Source organism: Mesorhizobium liriopis (assembly GCF_024053505.1).
Taxonomy (GTDB): Bacteria; Pseudomonadota; Alphaproteobacteria; order Rhizobiales; family Rhizobiaceae; genus Mesorhizobium_B; species Mesorhizobium_B liriopis.
Genome location: NZ_JAMXQS010000006.1, coordinates 1 through 20,132 on the forward strand (window position 1 = coordinate 1; position 20,132 = coordinate 20,132).

33 protein-coding genes are annotated in these 20,132 nt (G+C 63.1%); 31 read left to right on the top strand and 2 right to left on the bottom strand.

Annotated elements, in window-relative coordinates; translation table 11 throughout:
• The 29 genes from NGM99_RS12060 to NGM99_RS12200 form a co-directional block, all read left to right on the top strand.
• The coding region (locus tag NGM99_RS12060; RefSeq protein WP_493594239.1) for an EF-Tu C-terminal domain-related protein at positions 1 to 121 on the top strand (121 nt) is incomplete at its 5' end.
• A gap of 71 nt (positions 122 to 192) precedes the next feature.
• On the top strand, positions 193 to 501 hold the full coding sequence (gene rpsJ / locus NGM99_RS12065) for a 30S ribosomal protein S10 (protein WP_007066362.1): 309 nt from the start codon (positions 193 to 195) through the stop codon (positions 499 to 501).
• A 66-nt stretch (positions 502 to 567) separates the two neighbouring features.
• Positions 568 to 1,278, top strand: a complete 711-nt coding sequence (gene rplC / locus NGM99_RS12070) for a 50S ribosomal protein L3 (protein ID WP_252819233.1) — start codon at positions 568 to 570, stop codon at positions 1,276 to 1,278.
• The gene (gene rplD, locus NGM99_RS12075; RefSeq protein ID WP_252819235.1) at positions 1,279 to 1,899 is read left to right on the top strand and encodes a 50S ribosomal protein L4; all 621 of its coding nucleotides are present in this window, start codon (positions 1,279 to 1,281) and stop codon (positions 1,897 to 1,899) included.
• On the top strand, positions 1,896 to 2,189 hold the full coding sequence (locus tag NGM99_RS12080; protein ID WP_252819237.1) for a 50S ribosomal protein L23: 294 nt from the start codon (positions 1,896 to 1,898) through the stop codon (positions 2,187 to 2,189). Before rplD ends, NGM99_RS12080 begins: the two co-directional genes overlap by 4 nt.
• A gap of 23 nt (positions 2,190 to 2,212) precedes the next feature.
• Entirely contained in the window at positions 2,213 to 3,046 is an 834-nt protein-coding gene (rplB, locus tag NGM99_RS12085) for a 50S ribosomal protein L2 (protein ID WP_252819239.1), read from the top strand.
• A 17-nt stretch (positions 3,047 to 3,063) separates the two neighbouring features.
• Positions 3,064 to 3,342: a 30S ribosomal protein S19 gene (rpsS, locus tag NGM99_RS12090; RefSeq protein WP_252819241.1), complete on the top strand. Its 279-nt coding sequence runs from the start codon at positions 3,064 to 3,066 to the stop codon at positions 3,340 to 3,342.
• 1 nt (position 3,343) lies between these two features.
• Positions 3,344 to 3,733, top strand: coding sequence for a 50S ribosomal protein L22 (rplV, locus tag NGM99_RS12095; RefSeq protein ID WP_252819243.1), 390 nt, complete (start codon positions 3,344 to 3,346; stop codon positions 3,731 to 3,733).
• Positions 3,733 to 4,440 carry a 30S ribosomal protein S3 gene (gene rpsC / locus NGM99_RS12100; RefSeq protein WP_252819245.1) on the top strand — a complete coding sequence of 236 codons (708 nt, stop codon included), beginning with the start codon at positions 3,733 to 3,735 and terminating at the stop codon, positions 4,438 to 4,440. The genes rplV and rpsC overlap by 1 nt, the downstream gene beginning before the upstream one ends.
• Positions 4,441 to 4,458: 18 nt before the next feature.
• Positions 4,459 to 4,872: a 50S ribosomal protein L16 gene (gene rplP, locus NGM99_RS12105; RefSeq protein ID WP_252819247.1), complete on the top strand. Its 414-nt coding sequence runs from the start codon at positions 4,459 to 4,461 to the stop codon at positions 4,870 to 4,872.
• A 12-nt stretch (positions 4,873 to 4,884) separates the two neighbouring features.
• Positions 4,885 to 5,085 carry a 50S ribosomal protein L29 gene (rpmC, locus tag NGM99_RS12110; RefSeq protein WP_252819248.1) on the top strand — a complete coding sequence of 67 codons (201 nt, stop codon included), beginning with the start codon at positions 4,885 to 4,887 and terminating at the stop codon, positions 5,083 to 5,085.
• An 11-nt stretch (positions 5,086 to 5,096) separates the two neighbouring features.
• Entirely contained in the window at positions 5,097 to 5,342 is a 246-nt protein-coding gene (rpsQ, locus tag NGM99_RS12115; RefSeq protein WP_252819251.1) for a 30S ribosomal protein S17, read from the top strand.
• Between the two features lie 166 nt (positions 5,343 to 5,508).
• Positions 5,509 to 5,877: a 50S ribosomal protein L14 gene (rplN, locus tag NGM99_RS12120; RefSeq protein WP_252819253.1), complete on the top strand. Its 369-nt coding sequence runs from the start codon at positions 5,509 to 5,511 to the stop codon at positions 5,875 to 5,877.
• A 28-nt stretch (positions 5,878 to 5,905) separates the two neighbouring features.
• The gene (rplX, locus tag NGM99_RS12125) at positions 5,906 to 6,214 is read left to right on the top strand and encodes a 50S ribosomal protein L24 (protein ID WP_252819255.1); all 309 of its coding nucleotides are present in this window, start codon (positions 5,906 to 5,908) and stop codon (positions 6,212 to 6,214) included.
• Entirely contained in the window at positions 6,207 to 6,764 is a 558-nt protein-coding gene (gene rplE, locus NGM99_RS12130) for a 50S ribosomal protein L5 (RefSeq protein WP_252819257.1), read from the top strand. Before rplX ends, rplE begins: the two co-directional genes overlap by 8 nt.
• Before the next feature lie 24 nt (positions 6,765 to 6,788).
• Positions 6,789 to 7,094: a 30S ribosomal protein S14 gene (gene rpsN, locus NGM99_RS12135; protein WP_252819259.1), complete on the top strand. Its 306-nt coding sequence runs from the start codon at positions 6,789 to 6,791 to the stop codon at positions 7,092 to 7,094.
• 13 nt (positions 7,095 to 7,107) lie between these two features.
• A complete protein-coding gene (rpsH, locus tag NGM99_RS12140; protein ID WP_252819261.1) occupies positions 7,108 to 7,506 on the top strand; it encodes a 30S ribosomal protein S8 in 399 nt (132 codons plus the stop codon).
• A gap of 32 nt (positions 7,507 to 7,538) precedes the next feature.
• The gene (rplF, locus tag NGM99_RS12145) at positions 7,539 to 8,072 is read left to right on the top strand and encodes a 50S ribosomal protein L6 (protein ID WP_252819271.1); all 534 of its coding nucleotides are present in this window, start codon (positions 7,539 to 7,541) and stop codon (positions 8,070 to 8,072) included.
• Between the two features lie 100 nt (positions 8,073 to 8,172).
• Entirely contained in the window at positions 8,173 to 8,532 is a 360-nt protein-coding gene (gene rplR / locus NGM99_RS12150; protein WP_252819272.1) for a 50S ribosomal protein L18, read from the top strand.
• Positions 8,533 to 8,614: 82 nt separating this feature from the next.
• Positions 8,615 to 9,184 carry a 30S ribosomal protein S5 gene (gene rpsE / locus NGM99_RS12155; RefSeq protein ID WP_252819273.1) on the top strand — a complete coding sequence of 190 codons (570 nt, stop codon included), beginning with the start codon at positions 8,615 to 8,617 and terminating at the stop codon, positions 9,182 to 9,184.
• Positions 9,185 to 9,207: 23 nt separating this feature from the next.
• Positions 9,208 to 9,399 carry a 50S ribosomal protein L30 gene (rpmD, locus tag NGM99_RS12160; RefSeq protein ID WP_252819276.1) on the top strand — a complete coding sequence of 64 codons (192 nt, stop codon included), beginning with the start codon at positions 9,208 to 9,210 and terminating at the stop codon, positions 9,397 to 9,399.
• Positions 9,400 to 9,421: 22 nt separating this feature from the next.
• Positions 9,422 to 9,898: a 50S ribosomal protein L15 gene (gene rplO / locus NGM99_RS12165; protein WP_252819278.1), complete on the top strand. Its 477-nt coding sequence runs from the start codon at positions 9,422 to 9,424 to the stop codon at positions 9,896 to 9,898.
• A 119-nt stretch (positions 9,899 to 10,017) separates the two neighbouring features.
• Entirely contained in the window at positions 10,018 to 11,358 is a 1,341-nt protein-coding gene (gene secY / locus NGM99_RS12170; protein WP_252819280.1) for a preprotein translocase subunit SecY, read from the top strand.
• Positions 11,355 to 11,951, top strand: a complete 597-nt coding sequence (locus tag NGM99_RS12175) for an adenylate kinase (protein WP_252819282.1) — start codon at positions 11,355 to 11,357, stop codon at positions 11,949 to 11,951. The genes secY and NGM99_RS12175 overlap by 4 nt, the downstream gene beginning before the upstream one ends.
• 197 nt (positions 11,952 to 12,148) lie before the next feature.
• The gene (rpsM, locus tag NGM99_RS12180; protein WP_252819284.1) at positions 12,149 to 12,517 is read left to right on the top strand and encodes a 30S ribosomal protein S13; all 369 of its coding nucleotides are present in this window, start codon (positions 12,149 to 12,151) and stop codon (positions 12,515 to 12,517) included.
• A 91-nt stretch (positions 12,518 to 12,608) separates the two neighbouring features.
• Positions 12,609 to 12,998 (top strand): 30S ribosomal protein S11, encoded by a 390-nt coding sequence (rpsK, locus tag NGM99_RS12185; RefSeq protein ID WP_252819286.1) that lies wholly within the window; start codon positions 12,609 to 12,611, stop codon positions 12,996 to 12,998.
• A 103-nt stretch (positions 12,999 to 13,101) separates the two neighbouring features.
• A complete protein-coding gene (locus tag NGM99_RS12190) occupies positions 13,102 to 14,112 on the top strand; it encodes a DNA-directed RNA polymerase subunit alpha (RefSeq protein WP_252819287.1) in 1,011 nt (336 codons plus the stop codon).
• 66 nt (positions 14,113 to 14,178) lie between these two features.
• Positions 14,179 to 14,607, top strand: a complete 429-nt coding sequence (rplQ, locus tag NGM99_RS12195) for a 50S ribosomal protein L17 (protein ID WP_252819289.1) — start codon at positions 14,179 to 14,181, stop codon at positions 14,605 to 14,607.
• A 123-nt stretch (positions 14,608 to 14,730) separates the two neighbouring features.
• Positions 14,731 to 15,165 carry a DUF1489 family protein gene (locus tag NGM99_RS12200; RefSeq protein WP_252819291.1) on the top strand — a complete coding sequence of 145 codons (435 nt, stop codon included), beginning with the start codon at positions 14,731 to 14,733 and terminating at the stop codon, positions 15,163 to 15,165.
• A 3-nt stretch (positions 15,166 to 15,168) separates the two neighbouring features.
• On the opposite strand, the gene NGM99_RS12205 is transcribed toward NGM99_RS12200, so the two are convergent.
• Both NGM99_RS12205 and NGM99_RS12210 read right to left on the bottom strand, forming a co-directional pair.
• Positions 15,169 to 15,438: a hypothetical protein gene (locus tag NGM99_RS12205; RefSeq protein WP_252819293.1), complete on the bottom strand. Its 270-nt coding sequence runs from the start codon at positions 15,436 to 15,438 to the stop codon at positions 15,169 to 15,171.
• Positions 15,439 to 15,494: 56 nt separating this feature from the next.
• Positions 15,495 to 16,955 carry a D-alanyl-D-alanine carboxypeptidase gene (locus tag NGM99_RS12210; RefSeq protein WP_252819294.1) on the bottom strand — a complete coding sequence of 487 codons (1,461 nt, stop codon included), beginning with the start codon at positions 16,953 to 16,955 and terminating at the stop codon, positions 15,495 to 15,497.
• Positions 16,956 to 17,290: 335 nt separating this feature from the next.
• On the opposite strand from NGM99_RS12210, the gene clpS reads away from it, so the two are divergent.
• Positions 17,291 to 17,620, top strand: a complete 330-nt coding sequence (clpS, locus tag NGM99_RS12215; RefSeq protein WP_252820028.1) for an ATP-dependent Clp protease adapter ClpS — start codon at positions 17,291 to 17,293, stop codon at positions 17,618 to 17,620.
• Positions 17,621 to 17,628: 8 nt separating this feature from the next.
• Entirely contained in the window at positions 17,629 to 20,094 is a 2,466-nt protein-coding gene (gene clpA, locus NGM99_RS12220; RefSeq protein ID WP_252819296.1) for an ATP-dependent Clp protease ATP-binding subunit ClpA, read from the top strand.
• Positions 20,095 to 20,132 lie beyond the last annotated feature (38 nt).

A 20,132-nucleotide genomic window follows, 5' to 3' on the forward strand; every position in this document is an offset into this window, starting at 1 on the left:
CAATGTGACGGTGGACGTGGAACTGATCGTGCCGGTGGCGATGGAAGAGAAGCTGCGCTTCGCTATTCGTGAGGGTGGCCGCACGGTGGGTGCGGGCATCGTCGCAGCCATCGTCGAGTAAGCAGAAAAGTGGATCTGGCGCGGGGCGGTGAGAAAAACCTCCCGCCCCTCGGCAGAACAAGGAATTTCGGTATGAACGGACAAAATATCCGCATCCGCTTGAAAGCTTTCGATCACCGCGTGCTCGATGCTTCCACGCGTGAGATCGTCTCGACCGCCAAGCGCACCGGCGCCAATGTGCGCGGTCCGATCCCGCTTCCGACGCGGATCGAAAAGTTCACTGTCAACCGCTCGCCGCACATCGACAAGAAGAGCCGCGAGCAGTTCGAGATGCGTACGCATAAGCGCCTGCTCGACATCGTTGACCCCACGCCGCAGACCGTGGACGCGCTGATGAAGCTCGACCTGGCCGCAGGCGTGGACGTCGAGATCAAGCTTTAAGAGCGAAACCGTCGGCGCTTCATTCCTGAAGCTGCTGGCATTGAAGTTCGGAAGGAAACCGGAACGATGCGTTCAGGTGTTATCGCACAGAAGGTCGGCATGACCCGCATCTACAATGATGCGGGCGAGCACGTGCCCGTGACCGTTCTGCGCATGGAAAACTGCCAGGTCGTGGCTCAGCGCACCGAAGAAAAGAACGGCTACACCGCTGTTCAGCTCGGCGTCGGCCTCGCCAAGGTCAAGAACACGCCCAAGGCGCTGCGCGGTCATTTCGCGACGGCCTCGGTCGAGCCCAAGGCGAAGGTCGCAGAGTTCCGCGTCTCCGCCGACAACCTTCTCGATGTCGGCTCCGAGATCACCGTCGAGCACTTCGTCGCTGGCCAAAAGGTCGATGTGACGGGCACTTCGACGGGTAAGGGTTTCCAGGGTGTCATCAAGCGCCACAACTTCGGTGGTGGCCGCGCGACGCACGGTAACTCGCTGTCGCACCGCGTGCACGGCTCGACCGGTCAGCGCCAGGACCCGGGCAAGGTTTTCAAGGGCAAGAAGATGGCCGGTCACATGGGCCAGACCCGCGTGACGACCCAGAACGTCGAGGTGGTTTCCACCGATCTCGACCGCGGCCTGATCCTGATCCGCGGCGCGGTTCCCGGTTCCAAGGGTGCTTGGATCCTGGTGCGCGACGCCGTCAAGGCTACGCTGCCGGAAAACGCGCCGAAGCCGGCAGCGATCCGTGCAGCCCAGAACGACTCGGCCCAGCCGGGCGAGGGGGCATAAATGGACGTGAACGTTTCCACGCTCGCAGGTCAGGGCGCCGGCACGGTGACCCTGTCGGACGAGATCTTCGGCCTCGAGCCGCGCGAGGACATTCTCGCCCGCGTGGTACGCTGGCAGCTGGCCAAGCGTCAGCAGGGCACGCATCAGGCCAAGGGCCGCGCGGATATCGCGCGCACCGGCGCCAAGATGTACAAGCAGAAGGGAACGGGCCGCGCCCGTCACTCCTCGGCCCGCGCTCCGCAGTTCCGCGGCGGCGGCAAGGCCCACGGCCCGGTTGCCCGCTCCCACGAGCACGACCTGCCCAAGAAGGTCCGCGCGCTCGGCCTGAAGCATGCGCTTTCGGCCAAGGCCCGTGCGGACAGCATCATCGTCGTCGATGAGTTGGCTCTTTCCGAAGCCAAAACCAAGACGCTGGTGGCGAACTTCGCTTCGCTCGGCCTTTCGAACGCTCTGGTGATCGGCGGCGCCGAACTCGACCAGAACTTCGCCAAGGCAGTGAACAACATTCCGAACATCGACGTGCTGCCGATCCAGGGCATCAACGTCTACGACATCCTCCGTCGCGGCACGCTGGTGCTTTCCAAGGCTGCGATCGAGGCTCTCGAGGAGCGCTTCAAGTGACCGATCTTCGCCATTACGACGTGATCGTCAGCCCCGCCATCACCGAGAAGTCGACGATGGCGTCGGAGCAGAACCAAGTGGTCTTCAACGTTGCCAAGACGGCTTCGAAGACCGAGATCAAGGCCGCTGTCGAGGCGCTGTTCGGCGTCAAGGTGACGGGAGTGAACACGCTGGTCCGCAAGGGCAAGGTGAAGCGCTTCCGTGGCACGATCGGCCGCCAGCAGGACGTCAAGAAGGCCATCGTCACCTTGCGTGACGGCGACTCGATCGACGTCAGCACCGGCCTCTAAGACGGATCGGCAAGGACAAGAACATGGCACTCAAGAGCTATAAGCCGACGACCCCGAGCCAGCGCCAGCTGGTGATCGTCGACCGCTCTTCCCTGTGGAAGGGCAAGCCCGTGAAGGGTCTGACCGAAGGCCTTTCGTCTTCGGGCGGCCGCAACAACTATGGTCGCGTGACGGCTCGCTTCATCGGCGGCGGTCACAAGCGCACCTATCGCGTGATCGATTTCAAGCGTCGCAAGTTCGACGTCTCGGCGACCGTCGAGCGTCTGGAATACGACCCCAACCGCACGGCCTTCATCGCGCTCTTGCGCTATGACGACGGCGAGCTGAGCTACATCATCGCCCCGCAGCGCCTGTCGCCGGGCGACAAGGTGATCGCCGGCCAGTCGGCCGACGTGAAGCCGGGCAATGCGATGCCGCTGCAGTCGATGCCGGTCGGCACGATCGTGCACAATGTGGAGCTCAAGCCGGGCAAGGGCGGTCAGATCGCGCGTTCGGCGGGTTCCTACGCACAGCTCGTCGGCCGCGATCAGGGCATGGCGATCCTTCGCCTGAACTCGGGCGAGCAGCGCCTCGTTCACGGCTCGTGCTTCGCGACCGTGGGTGCGGTGTCCAACCCCGACCATGGCAACATCAACCTCGGCAAGGCCGGTCGTTCGCGCTGGCTGGGCCGTCGCCCGCACAATCGCGGCGTCACGATGAACCCGGTCGATCACCCGCATGGTGGTGGTGAAGGCCGCACCTCGGGTGGCCGTCATCCGGTCACGCCCTGGGGCAAGCCCACCAAGGGCAAGAAGACCCGGTCAAACAAGGCGACCGACAAGTTCATCATGCGCTCGCGCCATGCGCGCAAGAGCTAAGTAAGAGGTAGAGGCGCATGTCCCGCTCAGTCTGGAAGGGCCCGTTCGTCGACGGATATCTGCTGAAGAAGGCAGAGAAGGTTCGTGAAGGCGGTCGTTCCGAAGTCATCAAGTCGTGGAGCCGCCGCTCCACCATTCTGCCGCAGTTCGTGGGTCTCACGTTCGGCGTCTATAACGGCCAGAAGCACGTTCCCGTCGCGGTGAACGAAGAGATGGTCGGTCACAAGTTCGGCGAGTTCGCGCCCACCCGCACCTATTACGGTCACGGCGCGGACAAGAAGGCAAAGAGGAAGTAACATGGGCAAGGCCAAGGCTCCGCGCAGGCTCGCCGACAATGAGGCTCGCGCCGTGCTCCGCACGATCCGCATCAGCCCTCAGAAGCTGAACCTCGTTGCCGCGCTGATCCGCGGCAAGAAGGTGGCGAGCGCGCTCAATGATCTGGAATTCTCGCGCAAGCGTATCGCATCGACCGTCAAGAAGACGCTCGAATCGGCAGTCGCGAACGCCGAGAACAACCATGACCTCGACGTGGACGCGCTGGTGGTGTCCGAGGCCTATGTTGGCAAGTCGATCGTCATGAAGCGTTTCCATGCTCGCGGTCGCGGCCGGGCGAGCCGGATCGAGAAGCCCTTCTCGCATCTGACCATCGTCGTCCGCGAAGTGGAAGAGAAAGTGGAGGCCGCCTGATGGGCCAGAAAGTCAATCCGATCGGTCTGCGTCTGGGCATCAACCGCACCTGGGATTCGCGCTGGTACGCGAACACCGGCGAGTACGGCAAGCTGCTCCACGAAGACCTCAAGATCCGCGAATACCTGCTCAAGGAACTGAAGCAGGCCGCCGTGTCGAAGGTGGTGATCGAGCGTCCGCACAAGAAGTGCCGCGTCACGATCCATGCCGGCCGTCCCGGCCTGATCATCGGCAAGAAGGGCGCGGACATCGAGAAGCTTCGCAAGAAGCTGACCGAGATGACCAAGTCGGAAACGCACCTCAACATCGTGGAAGTGCGCAAGCCGGAGATCGACGCCACGCTGGTCGCGCAGTCCATCGCGCAGCAGCTCGAGCGCCGCATCGCCTTCCGCCGCGCCATGAAGCGTGCCGTTCAGTCGGCCATGCGTCTGGGCGCCGAGGGCATCCGCATCAACTGCTCGGGCCGTCTCGGCGGCGCTGAGATCGCGCGTCTGGAATGGTATCGTGAAGGTCGCGTGCCGCTTCACACCCTGCGCGCCGACGTCGATTACGGCACGGCCGAAGCGCACACCGCTTACGGCACCTGCGGCGTCAAGGTCTGGGTGTTCAAGGGCGAGATCCTCGAGCATGACCCGATGGCGTCGGAGCGTCGCGCAACGGAAGGCGAGCAGAACGCGCCGCGCCGTCGCGAGCGCGAGAACGCCTGATTTTTGGAGTAGAACGAGATGCTGCAACCTAAGCGCACGAAGTTCCGCAAGCAGTTCAAGGGCCGCATCCACGGCGCCGCGAAGGGCGGGACAAACCTCGACTTCGGCGCGTTCGGTCTGAAGGCGCTTGAGCCCAACCGCGTCACCGCGCGCGAGATCGAGGCGGCCCGCCGCGCGATCACCCGCGAGATGAAGCGTGAAGGCCGCGTCTGGATCCGCGTGTTCCCGGACGTTCCTGTCACCTCCAAGCCGACCGAAGTCCGCATGGGCAAGGGCAAGGGCGCTGTCGATTACTGGGCAGCCCGCGTCAAGCCGGGCCGCATCATGTTCGAGATCGACGGCGTGTCGGAAGAAACGGCTCGCGCCGCGCTCCGCCTTGGTGCTGCCAAGCTTTCGGTCAAGACGCGCTTCATGCAGCGCATCGCTGAGTAAAGGACCGGGGTGATGAAGGTTTCCGATATTCGTGGCAAGTCCACTGACCAGCTGAACGACGAGCTTGCCTCGCTGAAGAAGGAGCAGTTCAACCTGCGCTTCCAGAAGGCGACGGGCCAGCTCGAGAAGACCGCGCGGGTGAAGGAAGTTCGCCGCACCATCGCGCGAATCAAGACCATCGCCGCCGAGCAGTCGGCCGCCAAGAAGGCATAAGGACAACAACCATGCCCAAGCGTGTCCTGCAAGGCACCGTCGTCAGCGACAAGAACGACAAGACGGTGGTCGTCAATGTCGAGCGTCGCTTCACGCACCCGGTCATGAAGAAGACCGTGCGCATGACCAAGCGCTACAAGGCGCATGACGAGAATAACAGCCACAAGGTCGGCGACCAGGTCTTCATCCAGGAGTCCAAGCCGATCTCGCGCGACAAGCGCTGGATCGTGGTGACCGAGGAGCAGGCAGAAGCCTGATTTCTCAGAATGACGGGTGAGGCGGCTTCGCTTCAGTCGTTTCAGTTTTTCGGGTTTCCGGGGCAATTCCAATTAGACTGCGGTGCAGTTTTGTTGGAATTGCTCTGGATTTTTAAGGCTTGCCGGCTTATGGGGCAGGCCGTGAATAACAAGAAGGTGGTCAGTCATGATCCAGATGCAGACTAACCTCGACGTGGCCGATAATTCAGGCGCTCGTCGGGTCATGTGCATCAAGGTTCTCGGCGGTTCGAAGCGCAAATACGCTTCGGTGGGCGACATCATCGTCGTCTCCGTGAAGGAAGCGATTCCGCGCGGCCGTGTGAAGAAAGGCGATGTCATGAAGGCGGTCGTGGTGCGCACGGCCAAGGATATCCGCCGCGCCGACGGCAGCGTCATCCGCTTCGACAAGAATGCGGCTGTGCTCGTCGATAACAAGCGCGAGCCGGTCGGTACCCGTATCTTCGGGCCCGTGCCGCGCGAGCTGCGCGCCAAGAACCACATGAAGATCGTCTCGCTCGCGCCTGAAGTGCTCTGACGCGTCGAACCGATCAAGGACCCAACTCATGAACAAGATTCGCAAGGGCGACAAAGTCGTCGTGCTCGCCGGCAAGGACAAGGGCCGCACCGGTGAAGTGCTTCAGGTGATGCCGAAGGACGACAAGGCCGTCGTTCGCGGCATCAACCAGGTTCGCCGCCATCAGCGCCAGTCGCAGTCCCAGGAAGGCGGCATCATCACCAAGGATGCACCGATTCATCTGTCCAACCTCGCTCTGACCGACAAGAACGGCAAGGCCACCCGCGTCGGCTTTGAGGTTCGTGATGGCAAGAAGGTTCGCGTGGCGAAGACCACGGGGGAAGTGATCAATGGCTAACACACAGTATCAGCCGCGCCTTCGGAAGGTCTATGACGAGACCATCCGCAAGTCGCTCCTCGAGCAGTTCAAGTACGACAACGAGATGCAGGTTCCCCGCATCGACAAGATCGTGCTGAACATGGGCGTTGGCGAAGCTACCGCCGACTCGAAGAAGCCCAGCATCGCCGCGGAAGATCTCGGCCTCATCGCCGGCCAGAAGGCCGTGGTGACCCGTGCCCGCAACTCGATCGCCGGCTTCAAGGTGCGCGAGAACATGCCGATCGGCGCGAAGGTCACTCTTCGCAAGGAGCGGATGTACGAGTTCCTCGATCGTCTCGTGAACATCGCGCTGCCGCGCGTTCGCGACTTCCGCGGGCTCAACCCCAAGAGCTTCGACGGCCGTGGCAACTACGCCATGGGTATCAAGGAGCACATCGTTTTCCCGGAGATCAACTACGACAAGGTCGATCAGATCTGGGGTATGGACGTCATCGTTTGTACGACTGCGAAGACGGATGAGGAAGCCCGGGCTCTGCTCAAGGCTTTCAACTTCCCCTTCCGCCAGTAACGGCAGCGAGAAAGGAAACACGAGATGGCAAAGACCAGCTCAGTCGAGAAGAACAACCGCCGTCGCAAGATGGTGAAGCAGTTCGCAAAGAAGCGCGCCGACCTCAAGGCGATCGTGATGGATCAGGACAAGCCGATCGACGAGCGCTTCCGCGCCCAGGTCAAGCTTGCCGCGCTGCCCCGCAATTCCGCGAAGAACCGCATCCGCAATCGTTGCGAAGTGACCGGTCGTCCGCGCGCCTATTACCGCAAGCTCGGAATGAGCCGCGTGGCGCTGCGTGAGCTCGGTTCGCTCGGGATGATCCCGGGTCTGGTCAAGTCGAGCTGGTAAGGGAGGGACGACGATGTCTTTGAGCGATCCTCTTGGCGATATGCTGACCCGGATCCGCAATGCCTATGGGCGGCGGAAGAGCACGGTGTCCACTCCCGCTTCACGTCTGCGCGCTCGGGTGCTCGACGTTCTGAAGTCGGAAGGCTACATCCGCGACTACAGCCAGACCGAGTTCGAGAACGGCAAGTCCGAGATCGAAATCGAGCTGAAATATTATGATGGCGCGCCGGTGATCCGCGAGATCTCCCGCGTGTCGAAGCCCGGCCGCCGCGTTTATGTGTCGGTCAAGTCCATCCCGCAGGTCGCCAACGGCCTCGGCATCTCGATCCTGTCCACGCCCAAGGGCGTGATGGCGGATCACGAGGCGCGCGAGCAGAACGTGGGCGGCGAGGTGCTCTGCCAGGTCTTCTGACCCGGCAGGCTCTTGGATCAAGGAAGGCTTTCATGTCTCGTATCGGAAAAAAGCCGGTCGCCGTCCCTCAGGGCGTGACCGCATCGGTGAACGGTCAGACCGTTTCCGCGAAAGGCCCCAAGGGAGAGCTGCGCTTCGTCGTCAACGACGAAGTACTGGTGAAGCTCGAGGAAGGCAGCATCTCCGTCACCCCGCGTGACGAAACCAAGGATGCGCGTTCGAAGTGGGGCATGTCCCGCACCCAGATCGTGAACATCCTGCAGGGTGTGAAGGACGGCTTCGAGCGTCGTCTCGAGATCACGGGCGTGGGTTACCGCGCCGCCATGCAGGGCAAGAACCTGCAGCTGGCTCTTGGCTTCAGCCATGACGTGGTCTACCAGACGCCGGAAGGCGTCACGATCGCTGTGCCGCGCCCGACCGAAATCGTGGTCACGGGCATCGACAAGCAGCAGGTCGGTCAGGTTGCCGCCGAAATCCGCGAATATCGCGGTCCCGAGCCCTACAAGGGCAAGGGTGTCCGCTATGCCGGCGAGCGCATCGTGCGCAAGGAAGGCAAGAAGAAGTAATCGCGGCAGGGCCGGTTTTCGCCGGCCCTTCCTTCTGTTTTCAGCGCGCGATCACGGGCGAGACTTTCCCGTGGTGGCGCTGTCAGTCTAGGAAAAGACCATGAGCACCAAGGCAAGCACGCAGCGCCGCGCACAGCGCGTCCGCCGCCAGTTGAAGAAGGTCGCGGGCGAGCGTCCCCGTCTTTCGGTTCACCGCACCTCGAAGAACATCTATGTCCAGGTCATCTACGACAAGCAGGGCCGGACCCTCGCTGCCGCTTCGACCCTGGAAGCCGGCTTCCGCAAGGAAGGCAAGACGGGCGCCGACACCGGCGCAGCGTCGGCCATCGGCAAGCTGATCGCCGAGCGCGCCAAGGAAGCGGGCGTCAACGAGGTCGTGTTCGACCGCGGCGCCTACATCTATCACGGCCGCGTCAAGGCGCTGGCCGAGGCAGCCCGTGAAGGCGGTTTGACCTTCTGAGGTTTTCACCGCCGGCTGATCGCATGATCGGCCGGCATCATTCCCAACCCGTGCTATCCGGAAAAGAACAAGGATTAGGATCATGGCACAAGAACGCAGGGACGGCGGCCGCGATCGCGGTCGTGACCGCGAAGAGCGCGACGACGGCTTCGTCGATAAGCTCGTTCATATCAACCGCGTCGCCAAGGTGGTGAAGGGTGGCCGTCGCTTCGGCTTCGCTGCTCTCGTCGTCGTCGGCGACCAGAAGGGCCGCGTCGGCTTCGGCCACGGGAAGGCGCGCGAAGTGCCTGAGGCAATCCGCAAGGCGACCGAGTCTGCCAAGCGCGACCTCATCTTCGTGCCGCTCCGTTCGGGCCGCACCCTGCATCACGACGTGGAAGGCCGCCATGGCGCGGGCCGCGTTCTGCTGCGCTCGGCCAAGGCCGGTACGGGCATCATCGCAGGCGGCCCGATGCGCGCCGTTTTCGAGACGCTCGGCATGCACGACGTCGTCGCCAAGTCGATGGGCTCGTCGAACCCCTACAACATGGTTCGCGCCACTTTCGACGCGCTGAAGCACCAGCTGCATCCGAAGGATGTGGCCGCGGCGCGTGGCATCAAGTATTCGACCCTTCAGGCACGTCGCGGCACCGCCGTGGCTGCTGAAGAGTAAGAGCGGCCGCGAGGAGATATTCGATGGCTGAGAAGAAGACACTCGTCGTGAAGCAGATCGGTTCGCCGATCCGCCGTGAGAAGAACCAGCGCGCCACGCTCGTGGGCCTGGGGCTGAATAAGTTGCACCGCGAGCGCACGCTGGAGGACACCCCTTCGGTGCGCGGCATGATCGCTTCGGTGAACCACCTCGTCCGCGTCGTCGGCGAGGCGTGAGCGCGAAGCGAGGAGAACCAAGATGAAACTCAACGATCTGCGTGACAACGAAGGCGCGACCCACTCGCGCAAGCGGCTCGGTCGCGGTATCGGTTCGGGCTCGGGCAAGACCGCCGGTCGCGGCGTGAAGGGCCAGAAGGCTCGTTCGGGCGTCGCGATCAACGGCTTCGAGGGCGGCCAGATGCCGCTCTATCGTCGCCTGCCCAAGCGCGGCTTCACCAACATCTCGGCGAAGAGCTACAACGCCGTGTCGCTGGCCCGCCTCCAGGCGGCAGTGGACGCCGGCAAGCTCGAAGCCGGTTCGACCGTCGATGCGGCGGCGCTCATCAAGGCCGGCGTGATCCGCCGCGCCAAGGATGGCGTGCGCGTGCTCGGCACGGGCGAACTGACCGCGAAGCTCTCGCTCGACGTGGCGGGCGCTTCGAAGTCGGCCGTCGAGAAGATCGAAAAGGCCGGCGGTTCGATCCGCGTGGCCGAGGCTGCCGCCTCGGCTGAATAATGGCGGCGCGACGCGTCTCCTACGCGTCGCTTGCAAGGTGACCGACCGGAGCTTATCTCGGCTCCGGTCCAGCCGCTCGCCCGACTCCCCTGGCGGTGCGGCCCAGCGGAGAGTGCTTGATGGCATCGGCTGCAGAACAGCTCGCATCCAACCTAAATTTTGCGGCCTTTGCCAAGGCTGAGGATCTCAAGAAGCGCATCTGGTTCACGATCGGTGCGCTGCTTGTGTATCGTCTCGGTACTTACATCCCGCTTCCCGGAATCAATCCGGCCGCTTTCGCGCAGGCGTTCAGCCAGCAGAGCGGCGGCATGCTCGGCGTGTTCAACATGTTCGCCGGCGGTGCCGTTGCCCGCATGGCGATCTTCGCGCTCGGCATCATGCCTTATATCTCGGCTTCCATCATTATGCAGCTGATGACCTCGGTCATCCCCTCGCTCGAGGCGCTGAAGAAGGAAGGCGAGCAGGGGCGCAAGGTCATCAACCAGTACACGCGCTACGGCACGGTGCTTCTGGCGCTGGTGCAGGCCTATGGCATCGCGGTCGGGCTGGAGAGTGGCAACGGGATCGTCACCGATCCGGGCCTGTTCTTCCGTGCGTCCACCGTGCTGACGCTGGTCGGCGGCACGATGTTCTTGATGTGGCTCGGTGAGCAGATCACCGCGCGCGGCATCGGCAACGGTATTTCACTGATCATCTTCGCAGGCATCGTGGCGGGCCTGCCGACCGCGCTGGCCGGCACGCTCGAACTCGGCCGCACCGGTGCGCTTTCGACCACGCTGATCCTGGCGATCATCGTTCTGGCGATCGTCGTGATCGCGGCGATCGTGTTCTTCGAGCGCGCCCAGCGTCGCCTGCTGATCCAGTATCCGAAGCGCCAGGTCGGCAACCGCATGTTCCAGGGCGACACGTCGCACCTGCCGCTGAAGCTGAACACGGCCGGCGTCATTCCGCCGATCTTCGCATCCTCGCTGCTCGTGTTGCCCGCGACGATCGCAGGCTTCTCGTCGAGCACGAACCTGCCGGGATGGGTGAACACGGTTCTCGCATCGCTCGGTCACGGCCAGCCGCTCTATATGCTGCTCTACGCCTCGATGATCGTGTTCTTCGCGTTCTTCTATACGGCGATTGTGTTCAATCCGAAGGATACGGCGGACCAACTCAAGAAGCATTCGGGCTTCATTCCGGGCTATCGTCCAGGCGAGCGCACGGCGGAGTATATCGACTACGTGCTGACGCGCATCACGGTGATCGGCGCGGCATATCTTGTGGTCATCTGTCTCATGCCGGAATTCCTGATTTCCGCGACCGGCGTTCCGTTCTATCTTGGCGGCACGTCGCTCCTGATCGTTGTCAGCGTCACGCTCGACACGGTTGCGCAGATCCAGGGCCATCTGATCGCGCACCAGTATGAGGGGCTCATCAAGAAGTCCAAGCTTCGCGGGGGGAAAAGGACACGATGAGACTGATTCTGCTTGGACCGCCCGGCGCCGGCAAGGGAACGCAAGCCCAGCGCCTCGTGCAGAAATACGGCATCCCGCAGCTTTCCACCGGCGACATGCTGCGGGCGGCTGTCGCGGCCGGCACGGATGTCGGCAAGCGCGCGAAGGCGGTGATGGATGCGGGCGAGCTCGTGTCCGACGAGATCGTCAACGCCATCGTCGCCGAGCGCATCCAGGAAAGCGATTGCAAGAAGGGTTTCATCCTCGACGGTTACCCGCGCACCCTCGCGCAGGCCGATGCGGTTCAGGAGATGCTCGACAAGAGCGGTCGGCGGCTCGATGCGGTGATCGAACTTGTCGTGGACGACGAGGCGCTCGTCGGCCGTATCGTCAAGCGGGCGGAAGAAACGCTCGCGGCGGGCAAGCCGGTTCGCAAGGACGATACGCCGGAAGTGTTCGAAGAGCGCTTGCGCGAGTACTATAAGAAGACCGCACCGCTGATCGGCTACTATTATGCGAAGAACATGTTGACCCATGTGGACGGCATGGCTTCGATGGATGCGGTGACGTCCTCGATCGAGAAGATCCTCGAGGACACGCGCGCTGTCGCGTAAAGTGTCAGTCAGCATTGACTTATGTGGGTGCGTCGCCTAAAGGCGGCGCATCTTCTGATCGCTGACTCGGCTGGCCGCCCTGTTTCGGGGTGTCGCCGGCTTTTTGGTTATGAGGATACCCGCAGGGGCCGGCCTCCACCGGACGCGGGGTTTTGCAACGAACGCCGGACATGGTCCGGCTCACATGGAGAATGAGCATGGCTCGTATTGCGGGTGTCAACATCCCGACCAACAAGCGCACCGTTATCGCGCTTCAGTATATTCACGGCATCGGCAAGAAGTTCGCGCAGGAGATCATCGACAAGGTCGGTATCCCGGCGGATCGTCGCGTCAACCAGCTGACCGACGCCGAAGTGCTTGCGATCCGCGAAACCATCGACCGCGACTATCAGGTCGAAGGCGATCTGCGCCGCAACGTTTCGATGAACATCAAGCGCCTGATGGATCTCGGTTCCTACCGTGGCCTCCGTCACCGTCGTTCGCTGCCGGTTCGCGGCCAGCGCACGCACACCAACGCTCGCACCCGCAAGGGTCCGGCGAAGGCGATTGCCGGCAAGAAGAAGTAATCTGTGGGGCAGGGCATCGCGTTCGCGTGGCGCTCTTCCGCAAGGTGTAGCCGCTGGAAATACGGCGGCGTAGAGATCAAAGGACAAGACCATGGCCAAGGAAGCCACACGCGTTCGCCGCCGCGAGCGCAAGAACATCTCGTCGGGCACCGCCCACGTGAACTCGACCTTCAACAACACGATGATCACCATCACCGACGCGCAGGGCAATGCGATTGCCTGGTCGTCGGCTGGTGCGCAGGGCTTCAAGGGCTCGCGCAAGTCCACGCCGTTCGCAGCTCAGGTTGCGGCCGAGGACGTGGCGCGCAAGGCTCAGGAGCACGGCATGCGCCAGCTCGAGGTGGAAGTGTCGGGTCCCGGCTCGGGCCGCGAGTCCGCGCTGCGCGCCTTGCAGGCGGCAGGCTTCACCATTACCTCAATTCGTGACGTCACCCCCATTCCGCACAATGGTTGCCGCCCGCGCAAGAAGCGCCGCGTCTGACGTTTTCACGAAAAGCTGCCCGAACGCTCACTCGCGGTCTTCTCGCAGCTTCCACCGATCGGCCGTCACGATTGGATAGTGGCGGCGAATGGAAGGAAAATACATGATCCAGAAAAACTGGCAGGAATTGATCAAGCCCAACAAGATCGATTTCTCCTCCAAGAACAAGACGCTGACGACGCTCGTCGCCGAGCCGCTCGAGCGTGGCTTCGGCCTGACGCTCGGCAACGCCCTGCGCCGCGTGCTGCTCTCGTCGCTTCGCGGCGCGGCGGTGACCGCCGTGCAGATCGACGGCGTGCTGCATGAGTTCTCATCGATTGCTGGCGTCCGCGAGGACGTGACGGACATCGTTCTCAACATCAAGGAAATCGCCATCCGTATGGAAGGCGACGGTCCGAAGCGCATGGTCGTGCGCAAGCAGGGTCCGGGCACCGTCACCGCCGGTGACATCCAGACCGTGGGCGATGTCGAGATCCTGAACCCCGACCACGTGATCTGCACGCTCGACGAGGGCGCGGAGATCCGCATGGAGTTCACCGTGGACAACGGCAAGGGCTATGTGCCCGCCGACCGCAACCGCGCCGAAGACGCGCCGATCGGGCTGATTCCGGTCGACTCGCTCTACTCGCCGGTCAAGAAGGTTTCGTACAAGGTCGAGAACACCCGTGAGGGCCAGGTTCTCGACTACGACAAGCTGACCATGACCATCGAGACCAACGGTTCGATCACCGGCGAGGACGCCGTGGCCTATGCCGCGCGCATCCTGCAGGATCAGCTCGGCCTGTTCGTCAACTTCGACGAGCCGACCAAGGAGCAGCCGTCGGAGCAGGTCGCGGAGCTCGCCTTCAACCCGGCGCTGCTCAAGAAGGTGGACGAGCTGGAGCTTTCGGTCCGTTCGGCCAACTGCCTGAAGAACGACAACATCGTCTATATCGGCGACCTGATCCAGAAGAGCGAAGGCGAAATGCTGCGCACGCCGAATTTCGGCCGCAAGTCGCTCAACGAGATCAAGGAAGTCCTGGCCTCCATGGGTCTGCATCTCGGCATGGAAGTGCCGGACTGGCCGCCGGAGAACATCGACGACCTCGCCAAGCGTTACGAAGATCAATATTGAGCCGGCCCCGCCCGGCAGAACCAAACTCGCGCGGTTCTAGCCGGCGGGACTTGAAGGAGAAAAACAATGCGTCACGGAAAGAGGGGCCGTCGGCTCAGCCGCTCCGTCAGCCATCGTAAGTCGCTCTTCGCGAACCTCGCGGCTTCGCTGATCGAGCATGAGCAGATCGTCACGACCCTGCCGAAGGCGAAGGACCTGCGTCCGATCGTCGAGAAGCTGGTCACGCTCGGCAAGCGCGGCGACCTGCATGCCCGCCGTCAGGCGATCTCGCAGATCCGCAACGAGGCTCTGGTCGGCCGTCTGTTCGACACGATCGCGCCCCGCTATGCGAGCCGCAACGGCGGTTACCTGCGCATCATGAAGGCGGGCTTCCGCCATGGCGACAATGCGCCGATCGCGGTGATCGAGTTCGTCGATCGCGACACCTCGGCCAAGGGTGCGGCCGACCGCGCGCGCGTCGAAGCAGAGACCGCGGAAGAGGCCGAAGCGGCATAAGCCGTTTCAGCACCGAATGTGTGAGAAGGGGCCGAAAGGCCCCTTTTCTTTTGCCCGGTCGTTCAAGCGCAGTTGTGGGATGGGGCGCTTGACCGGTGCAATGAGCGGAGTAGAGGTCGGCCCATGCTCAACATGATCAAGCTTTGCGTCGGCTGCGAATCCGTCGAGGATCTGGAAGGCTGGATCCAGTCACGGCTCGACGCGCGCCGTGCGGCGGGCGAGCCGGTGGAGCAGTTCCATACGACCCGCATGGTGCCGGTGCGCAAGGACGAGCTTCTGGATGGCGGCTCGCTTTACTGGGTGATCAAGGGAATGGTGCAGTGCCGGCAGCGGCTGGTGGATGTACGGCCGTTCACGGACGGCGAAGGCATCGGGCGCTGCCATCTGGTCCTGCACCCTGAGGTGATCCGGACCGACCTCGTGCCGAAGCGGCCATTTCAGGGATGGCGATATCTGATAACGCATGAAGCGCCGGCGGATATCGGGGGAGACCGCGCGGCGCTTCTGGAAATGCCGCATCACCTGCGGCGGGAACTGACTGAACTCGGACTTCTCTGACGCTTATTCCATGTTCAGCATGATGGCGGCCCTGCCGTCCGGCGCATAGACGCGAAGGCGGACGACCGTGGCGGGCATCGACGAGCGCCAGGAGCGCGCGCCGTGGGCGAGCAGCAGGTTGACCAGATCCCTGGTCTTGAAGCGCGGGGTGTTCTGGCGGAAATCCGCGAGGCCCATGGCTGCCTGATGCAGCATCTGGGACCGCGTATCGTTCGCGCGCGCCAGCTTACGGCGCGGGTCGATATAGCCCAGAACGTCTTTCTCCTGAATCATCTCTCAACCCCTTCGACGCAACAGAACAAAACCGGGAGTGGTGGCGAGCAGAGTGCTTACTGCTCGATGGCGTAGCAGGACACGCGCTGCTTCTTGAGTGCCGCGCAGGCGTCCCATGCGGCGGTCTTGGTGTCGAAGCCGCTGTAGCGCGCGCGATAAAAAGTGCTGCCGCCCTTGTTGAAGGCAACGGTGAAGGGCGAGGCCGCTGATAGGACGTTCGGTGCCTTGGCGGTGGTGGCATCGAGCAGCGCCCGCGCTTCGCGCTCGCTGGCGGACGATGCGACCTGAATCACCCAGCCGGACTGTGTCACGGAAGCGGTGGCGATCTGATCCACATGCTCAACGGCCGATGACGGCTTCTGGCGCGCAAAGGCGAGGGGGGCCGGCGCCTGCTTGGGCATGGCAAGGGTTTTCGCGGCGGGAGCGCTGCGGAGGACGCGGCCGGATTTCGGCGTGGTCAGAACCTGGGTATCCACTTCCTCTTCCACGGCTGCGGCGGCCACGATGTCGTCGGCGTCCATGTCGGCGGAGGCGACCTCGATCTCGTGGCGCGGTTGCGGCATCGGGATATCGGTGTGGGGCAGGACGGCGTCGGCGAAGGCCTTGAGCGGCGTGGCGCTGGCCGAGGCGACGAGCGTGCCGCCCTTGGTCGAGGCTTCGGGCAGATATTTCGTGATCAGGCGCGCCATCTGGTCGTCGCGCGAACGCCCCGTCGCACCGCCCATCACGACGGCGACGATCTTGCGGTTTCCATCCACGACAGACGAGACGAGGTTGAAGCCGGACGCGTTGGTGTAACCGGTCTTGATGCCGTCCACGCCCTTGATGCGGCCCAGGAGCTTGTTGTGGTTGGGCATGCGCTGGCGGCCGAGCGTGAAGGACGGCGTGGAGAAGTAATCGTAATATTCGGGGAAATGAGCACGCAGGGCCAGACCGAGGGTCGCCATGTCGCGTGCCGTGGTGTGCTGCTCCATGTTGGGCAGGCCGGACGCGTTGCGGAACACGGTCGAGCTCATGCCGAGACGGCGAGCCTTCTGCGTCATCATGACGGCGAAGCGGTCTTCGGAGCCGCCGAGCGTTTCGCCGAGAGCGGCTGCGGCATCGTTGGCGGATTTGGTGACGAGCGAAAGAATCGCGGTCTCGACGGAAACCGACTTGCCGGCGGGCACGCCGATCTTGGTCGGAGACATGCCGGCGGCGTGGGCCGAGAAGACGACGCGCGAATCCTTCGAGAGCTTGCCGGCCTTCATCGCCTCGAAAGTGAGGTAGAGCGTCATCATCTTCGTCAGCGATGCCGGGAAGCGCTGACCATCGGCATTTTCGGCGAAGAGCGTCTTGCCTGTGTTGGCGTCCACCACGATCGCGGCATAGCGCGGATTGTTGGCAGGGGCCTTCTTCCTGGGGGCAGCGTCGGCGGCACCGGCGCTCATCACCGACACTGCAACGAGAACTGCGGGAACGGTCGTGGAGATCGTACGGACGGTCTTACCGAAAAGACCAGCCAACACCTGTCGCACAGCGTCTTCCTTTTTATTCTTCTGATGGCGAGCAGCACCGCGCGGTGTGCTTCCTTGGCATCACGCTATGGGTGGCGCGTTACCATTCGGTTTATGGTTTCTCGATTGTTCATTTTTCCGCTCGGATTCGACCGGCTCACGCTCTCGCCGCTCTCGTTCACGAAAAGCGGAAATCACAGCGGAAGGGGCTTAGAGCCGTATTGTGCGCCGCCGCGAAGGGCTTACAATCGGCGTGCGAACACCTACATCCTCGCTGGGTTGAGGCTGAAGGTTTGGCCAACGGAAGGACACGGAACTTGAAGAGCAGGACGGCCCTCCACGCGCGAGATGCGCGGATGGCGGGCGAGGGCGAGAAGAACAATGGCACGGGTCGCGGCACCGCCGTGATCACGCGAACCCAAACTCGCACCAAGAAGCCAAGTCTCTATCGCGTGCTCATTCTGAACGACGACTACACTCCCATGGACTTCGTCGTTCACGTGCTCGAACGGTTCTTCCAGAAAGACAAGGAAGCAGCGACCCGGATCATGCTCCACGTCCATCATCATGGCGTCGGAGAATGCGGCGTCTACACCTACGAGATCGCGGAAACCAAGGTCTCGCAGGTGATGGATTTTGCCCGCGAAAACCAACATCCGCTTCAATGCGTGATGGAAAAGAAGTGAGGTCCTGAATGCCCGCATTCTCTCCAGGCCTTGAGAAGGCCCTCCACCAGGCGCTCACATTGGCCAATGAGCGCCATCACGAATATGCCACGCTGGAGCACCTGCTCCTGGCGCTGATCGACGACACCGACGCGGCCGCGGTGATGCGCGCCTGCAATGTCGATCTCAGTGAACTCAAGCGCACGGTGCTGACCTATATCGACACCGAGCTCGACAATCTCGTTACCGGCTATGACGAGGACTCGAAGCCGACCGCCGGTTTCCAGCGCGTGATCCAGCGCGCGGTGATCCATGTGCAGTCATCCGGCCGCGAGGAAGTGTCCGGCGCCAATGTGCTCGTCGCGATCTTCGCGGAGCGCGAAAGCCATGCCGCCTACTTCCTGCAAGAGCAGCAGATGACCCGCTATGACGCGGTCAACTATATCAGCCACGGCATCGCCAAGCGGGCCGGCGCGAGCGAGGCGCGGAGCCCGCGTGGGTCCGACGACGAGCCGCTGCAGAACGGTGCGCAGGACGGCGAGGACAACAAGAAGAAGCCGCAGGACGCGCTTTCGGCCTACTGCGTCAACCTCAACCAGAAGGCCAAGTCGGGCCGCATCGATCCGCTGATCGGGCGCATGAACGAGGTCAACCGTACGATCCAGGTGCTGTGCCGCCGCTCCAAGAACAACCCGCTTTACGTGGGCGATCCCGGCGTGGGCAAGACGGCCATCGCCGAAGGCCTCGCTAAGCGCATCGTCGAGAAGGACGTGCCCGAGGTTCTGCAGGACGCGACGATCTTCTCGCTCGACATGGGCACACTGCTTGCCGGCACGCGCTATCGCGGCGACTTCGAGGAGCGGCTCAAGCAGGTCGTGAAGGAGCTCGAGGAGTATCCAGGCGCGGTGCTGTTCATCGACGAGATCCACACCGTGATCGGTGCGGGTGCGACGTCGGGCGGCGCGATGGATGCTTCGAACCTCCTGAAGCCAGCCCTGTCTTCGGGTGCGATCCGTTGCATCGGTTCGACGACCTACAAGGAGTATCGCCAGTTCTTCGAGAAGGACCGCGCGCTGGTGCGGCGCTTCCAGAAGATCGACGTGAACGAGCCTTCGGTCGATGACGCCATCGAGATCATGAAGGGGCTCAAGCCGTACTTCGAAGAGTTCCACAAGGTGAAGTACAGCTCGGATGCCATCAAGGCCGCCGTGGAGCTTTCGGCGCGTTACATCAACGACCGCAAGCTGCCGGACAAGGCCATCGACGTGATCGACGAGACCGGCGCCTCGCAGATGCTTCTGCCCGAGAACAAGCGGAAGAAGACGATCAGCGTGAAGGAGATCGAAGCGACGATCGCCACGATGGCGCGCATTCCGCCGAAGACCGTTTCGGCCGACGACGAGCAGGTGCTGGCCAATCTCGAAAGCGAGCTGAAGCGCGTGGTCTATGGCCAGGACACGGCCATCACTGCACTGACCTCGGCGATCAAGCTGGCCCGCGCCGGGCTGCGCGAGCCGGACAAGCCGATCGGCTCCTACCTGTTCTCCGGCCCGACCGGCGTCGGCAAGACGGAGGTGGCGAAGCAGCTGGCGGCCTCGCTCGGGGTGGAACTCCTGCGCTTCGACATGTCGGAGTATATGGAGCGCCATACCGTGAGCCGCCTGATCGGCGCGCCTCCCGGCTATGTCGGCTTCGACCAGGGCGGCCTGCTGACGGATGGCGTGGACCAGCATCCGCACTGCGTGCTCTTGCTCGACGAGGTCGAGAAGGCGCATCCGGACCTGTTCAACATCCTGTTGCAGGTGATGGACCACGGCAAGCTGACCGACCACAACGGCAAGCAGATCGACTTCCGCAACGTGATCCTGATCATGACCACGAATGCGGGTGCCTCCGAGATGCAGCGTGCCGCGATCGGCTTCGGCTCGTCCAGGCGCACGGGCGACGACGAGGAGGCGATCAACCGCCTGTTCACGCCGGAATTCCGCAACCGTCTGGATGCGATCATTCCGTTCGGTCCGCTGCCGGTTCCGGTGATCCATCAGGTGGTGCAGAAGTTCGTGCTCCAGCTCGAAGCCCAGCTTTCCGAGCGTGGCGTGACCTTCGACCTTGCACCCGAGGCCATCGCGTGGCTGGCCGACAAGGGCTATGACGAGCGCATGGGCGCGCGTCCGCTGGGCCGGGTCATCCAGGAGCACATCAAGAAGCCGTTGGCGGAAGAGGTGCTGTTCGGACGGCTCAAGAACGGCGGCACCGTGAAGGTGACGGTGGAAAAGAAGGAGTCCGGCGAAACCGGGCTGCATCTGGAATCGATCGCCGGCGAAGTGCCGGTGAAGCCGAAGAAGGAAGAGCCGGAAGGCGAGCCGCAGGCGCGCAAGAGCCCGACCCGCAAGTCGTCCAAGCGAGATGATGGCGAGGACGATGCCGGTGGTGGCGAGGGCGGCAAAGAAGGGGGCAAGCGCAGCCTCGTTCCGCAGCTTCCGCGCAAGAACTGACGAAACAGGGGGGCGGCCTTCGGGCCGCTCCTTTTCTT

Bases quoted from the DNA above. Each gene is read 5' to 3' on its own strand.
- rpsH (WP_252819261.1), top strand. From the start codon at position 7,108: ATGTCTTTGAGCGATCCTCTTGGCGATATGCTGACCCGGATCCGCAAT.
- rpsQ (WP_252819251.1), top strand. From the start codon at position 5,097: ATGCCCAAGCGTGTCCTGCAAGGCACCGTCGTCAGCGACAAGAACGAC.
- rpsJ (WP_007066362.1), top strand. From the start codon at position 193: ATGAACGGACAAAATATCCGCATCCGCTTGAAAGCTTTCGATCACCGC.
- rplC (WP_252819233.1), top strand. From the start codon at position 568: ATGCGTTCAGGTGTTATCGCACAGAAGGTCGGCATGACCCGCATCTAC.
- rpmD (WP_252819276.1), top strand. From the start codon at position 9,208: ATGGCTGAGAAGAAGACACTCGTCGTGAAGCAGATCGGTTCGCCGATC.
- rpsN (WP_252819259.1), top strand. From the start codon at position 6,789: ATGGCAAAGACCAGCTCAGTCGAGAAGAACAACCGCCGTCGCAAGATG.
- rpsS (WP_252819241.1), top strand. From the start codon at position 3,064: ATGTCCCGCTCAGTCTGGAAGGGCCCGTTCGTCGACGGATATCTGCTG.
- rpsC (WP_252819245.1), top strand. From the start codon at position 3,733: ATGGGCCAGAAAGTCAATCCGATCGGTCTGCGTCTGGGCATCAACCGC.
- NGM99_RS12200 (WP_252819291.1), top strand. From the start codon at position 14,731: ATGCTCAACATGATCAAGCTTTGCGTCGGCTGCGAATCCGTCGAGGAT.
- rplX (WP_252819255.1), top strand. From the start codon at position 5,906: ATGAACAAGATTCGCAAGGGCGACAAAGTCGTCGTGCTCGCCGGCAAG.
- rpsK (WP_252819286.1), top strand. From the start codon at position 12,609: ATGGCCAAGGAAGCCACACGCGTTCGCCGCCGCGAGCGCAAGAACATC.
- rplE (WP_252819257.1), top strand. From the start codon at position 6,207: ATGGCTAACACACAGTATCAGCCGCGCCTTCGGAAGGTCTATGACGAG.
- clpA (WP_252819296.1), top strand. From the start codon at position 17,629: ATGCCCGCATTCTCTCCAGGCCTTGAGAAGGCCCTCCACCAGGCGCTC.
- rpsE (WP_252819273.1), top strand. From the start codon at position 8,615: ATGGCACAAGAACGCAGGGACGGCGGCCGCGATCGCGGTCGTGACCGC.
- NGM99_RS12175 (WP_252819282.1), top strand. From the start codon at position 11,355: ATGAGACTGATTCTGCTTGGACCGCCCGGCGCCGGCAAGGGAACGCAA.
- NGM99_RS12190 (WP_252819287.1), top strand. From the start codon at position 13,102: ATGATCCAGAAAAACTGGCAGGAATTGATCAAGCCCAACAAGATCGAT.
- rpmC (WP_252819248.1), top strand. From the start codon at position 4,885: ATGAAGGTTTCCGATATTCGTGGCAAGTCCACTGACCAGCTGAACGAC.
- rplN (WP_252819253.1), top strand. From the start codon at position 5,509: ATGATCCAGATGCAGACTAACCTCGACGTGGCCGATAATTCAGGCGCT.
- clpS (WP_252820028.1), top strand. From the start codon at position 17,291: ATGGCGGGCGAGGGCGAGAAGAACAATGGCACGGGTCGCGGCACCGCC.
- NGM99_RS12205 (WP_252819293.1), bottom strand. From the start codon at position 15,438: ATGATTCAGGAGAAAGACGTTCTGGGCTATATCGACCCGCGCCGTAAG.
- rplD (WP_252819235.1), top strand. From the start codon at position 1,279: ATGGACGTGAACGTTTCCACGCTCGCAGGTCAGGGCGCCGGCACGGTG.
- rplV (WP_252819243.1), top strand. From the start codon at position 3,344: ATGGGCAAGGCCAAGGCTCCGCGCAGGCTCGCCGACAATGAGGCTCGC.
- secY (WP_252819280.1), top strand. From the start codon at position 10,018: ATGGCATCGGCTGCAGAACAGCTCGCATCCAACCTAAATTTTGCGGCC.
- rplB (WP_252819239.1), top strand. From the start codon at position 2,213: ATGGCACTCAAGAGCTATAAGCCGACGACCCCGAGCCAGCGCCAGCTG.
- rplF (WP_252819271.1), top strand. From the start codon at position 7,539: ATGTCTCGTATCGGAAAAAAGCCGGTCGCCGTCCCTCAGGGCGTGACC.
- rpsM (WP_252819284.1), top strand. From the start codon at position 12,149: ATGGCTCGTATTGCGGGTGTCAACATCCCGACCAACAAGCGCACCGTT.
- rplO (WP_252819278.1), top strand. From the start codon at position 9,422: ATGAAACTCAACGATCTGCGTGACAACGAAGGCGCGACCCACTCGCGC.
- rplQ (WP_252819289.1), top strand. From the start codon at position 14,179: ATGCGTCACGGAAAGAGGGGCCGTCGGCTCAGCCGCTCCGTCAGCCAT.
- rplP (WP_252819247.1), top strand. From the start codon at position 4,459: ATGCTGCAACCTAAGCGCACGAAGTTCCGCAAGCAGTTCAAGGGCCGC.
- rplR (WP_252819272.1), top strand. From the start codon at position 8,173: ATGAGCACCAAGGCAAGCACGCAGCGCCGCGCACAGCGCGTCCGCCGC.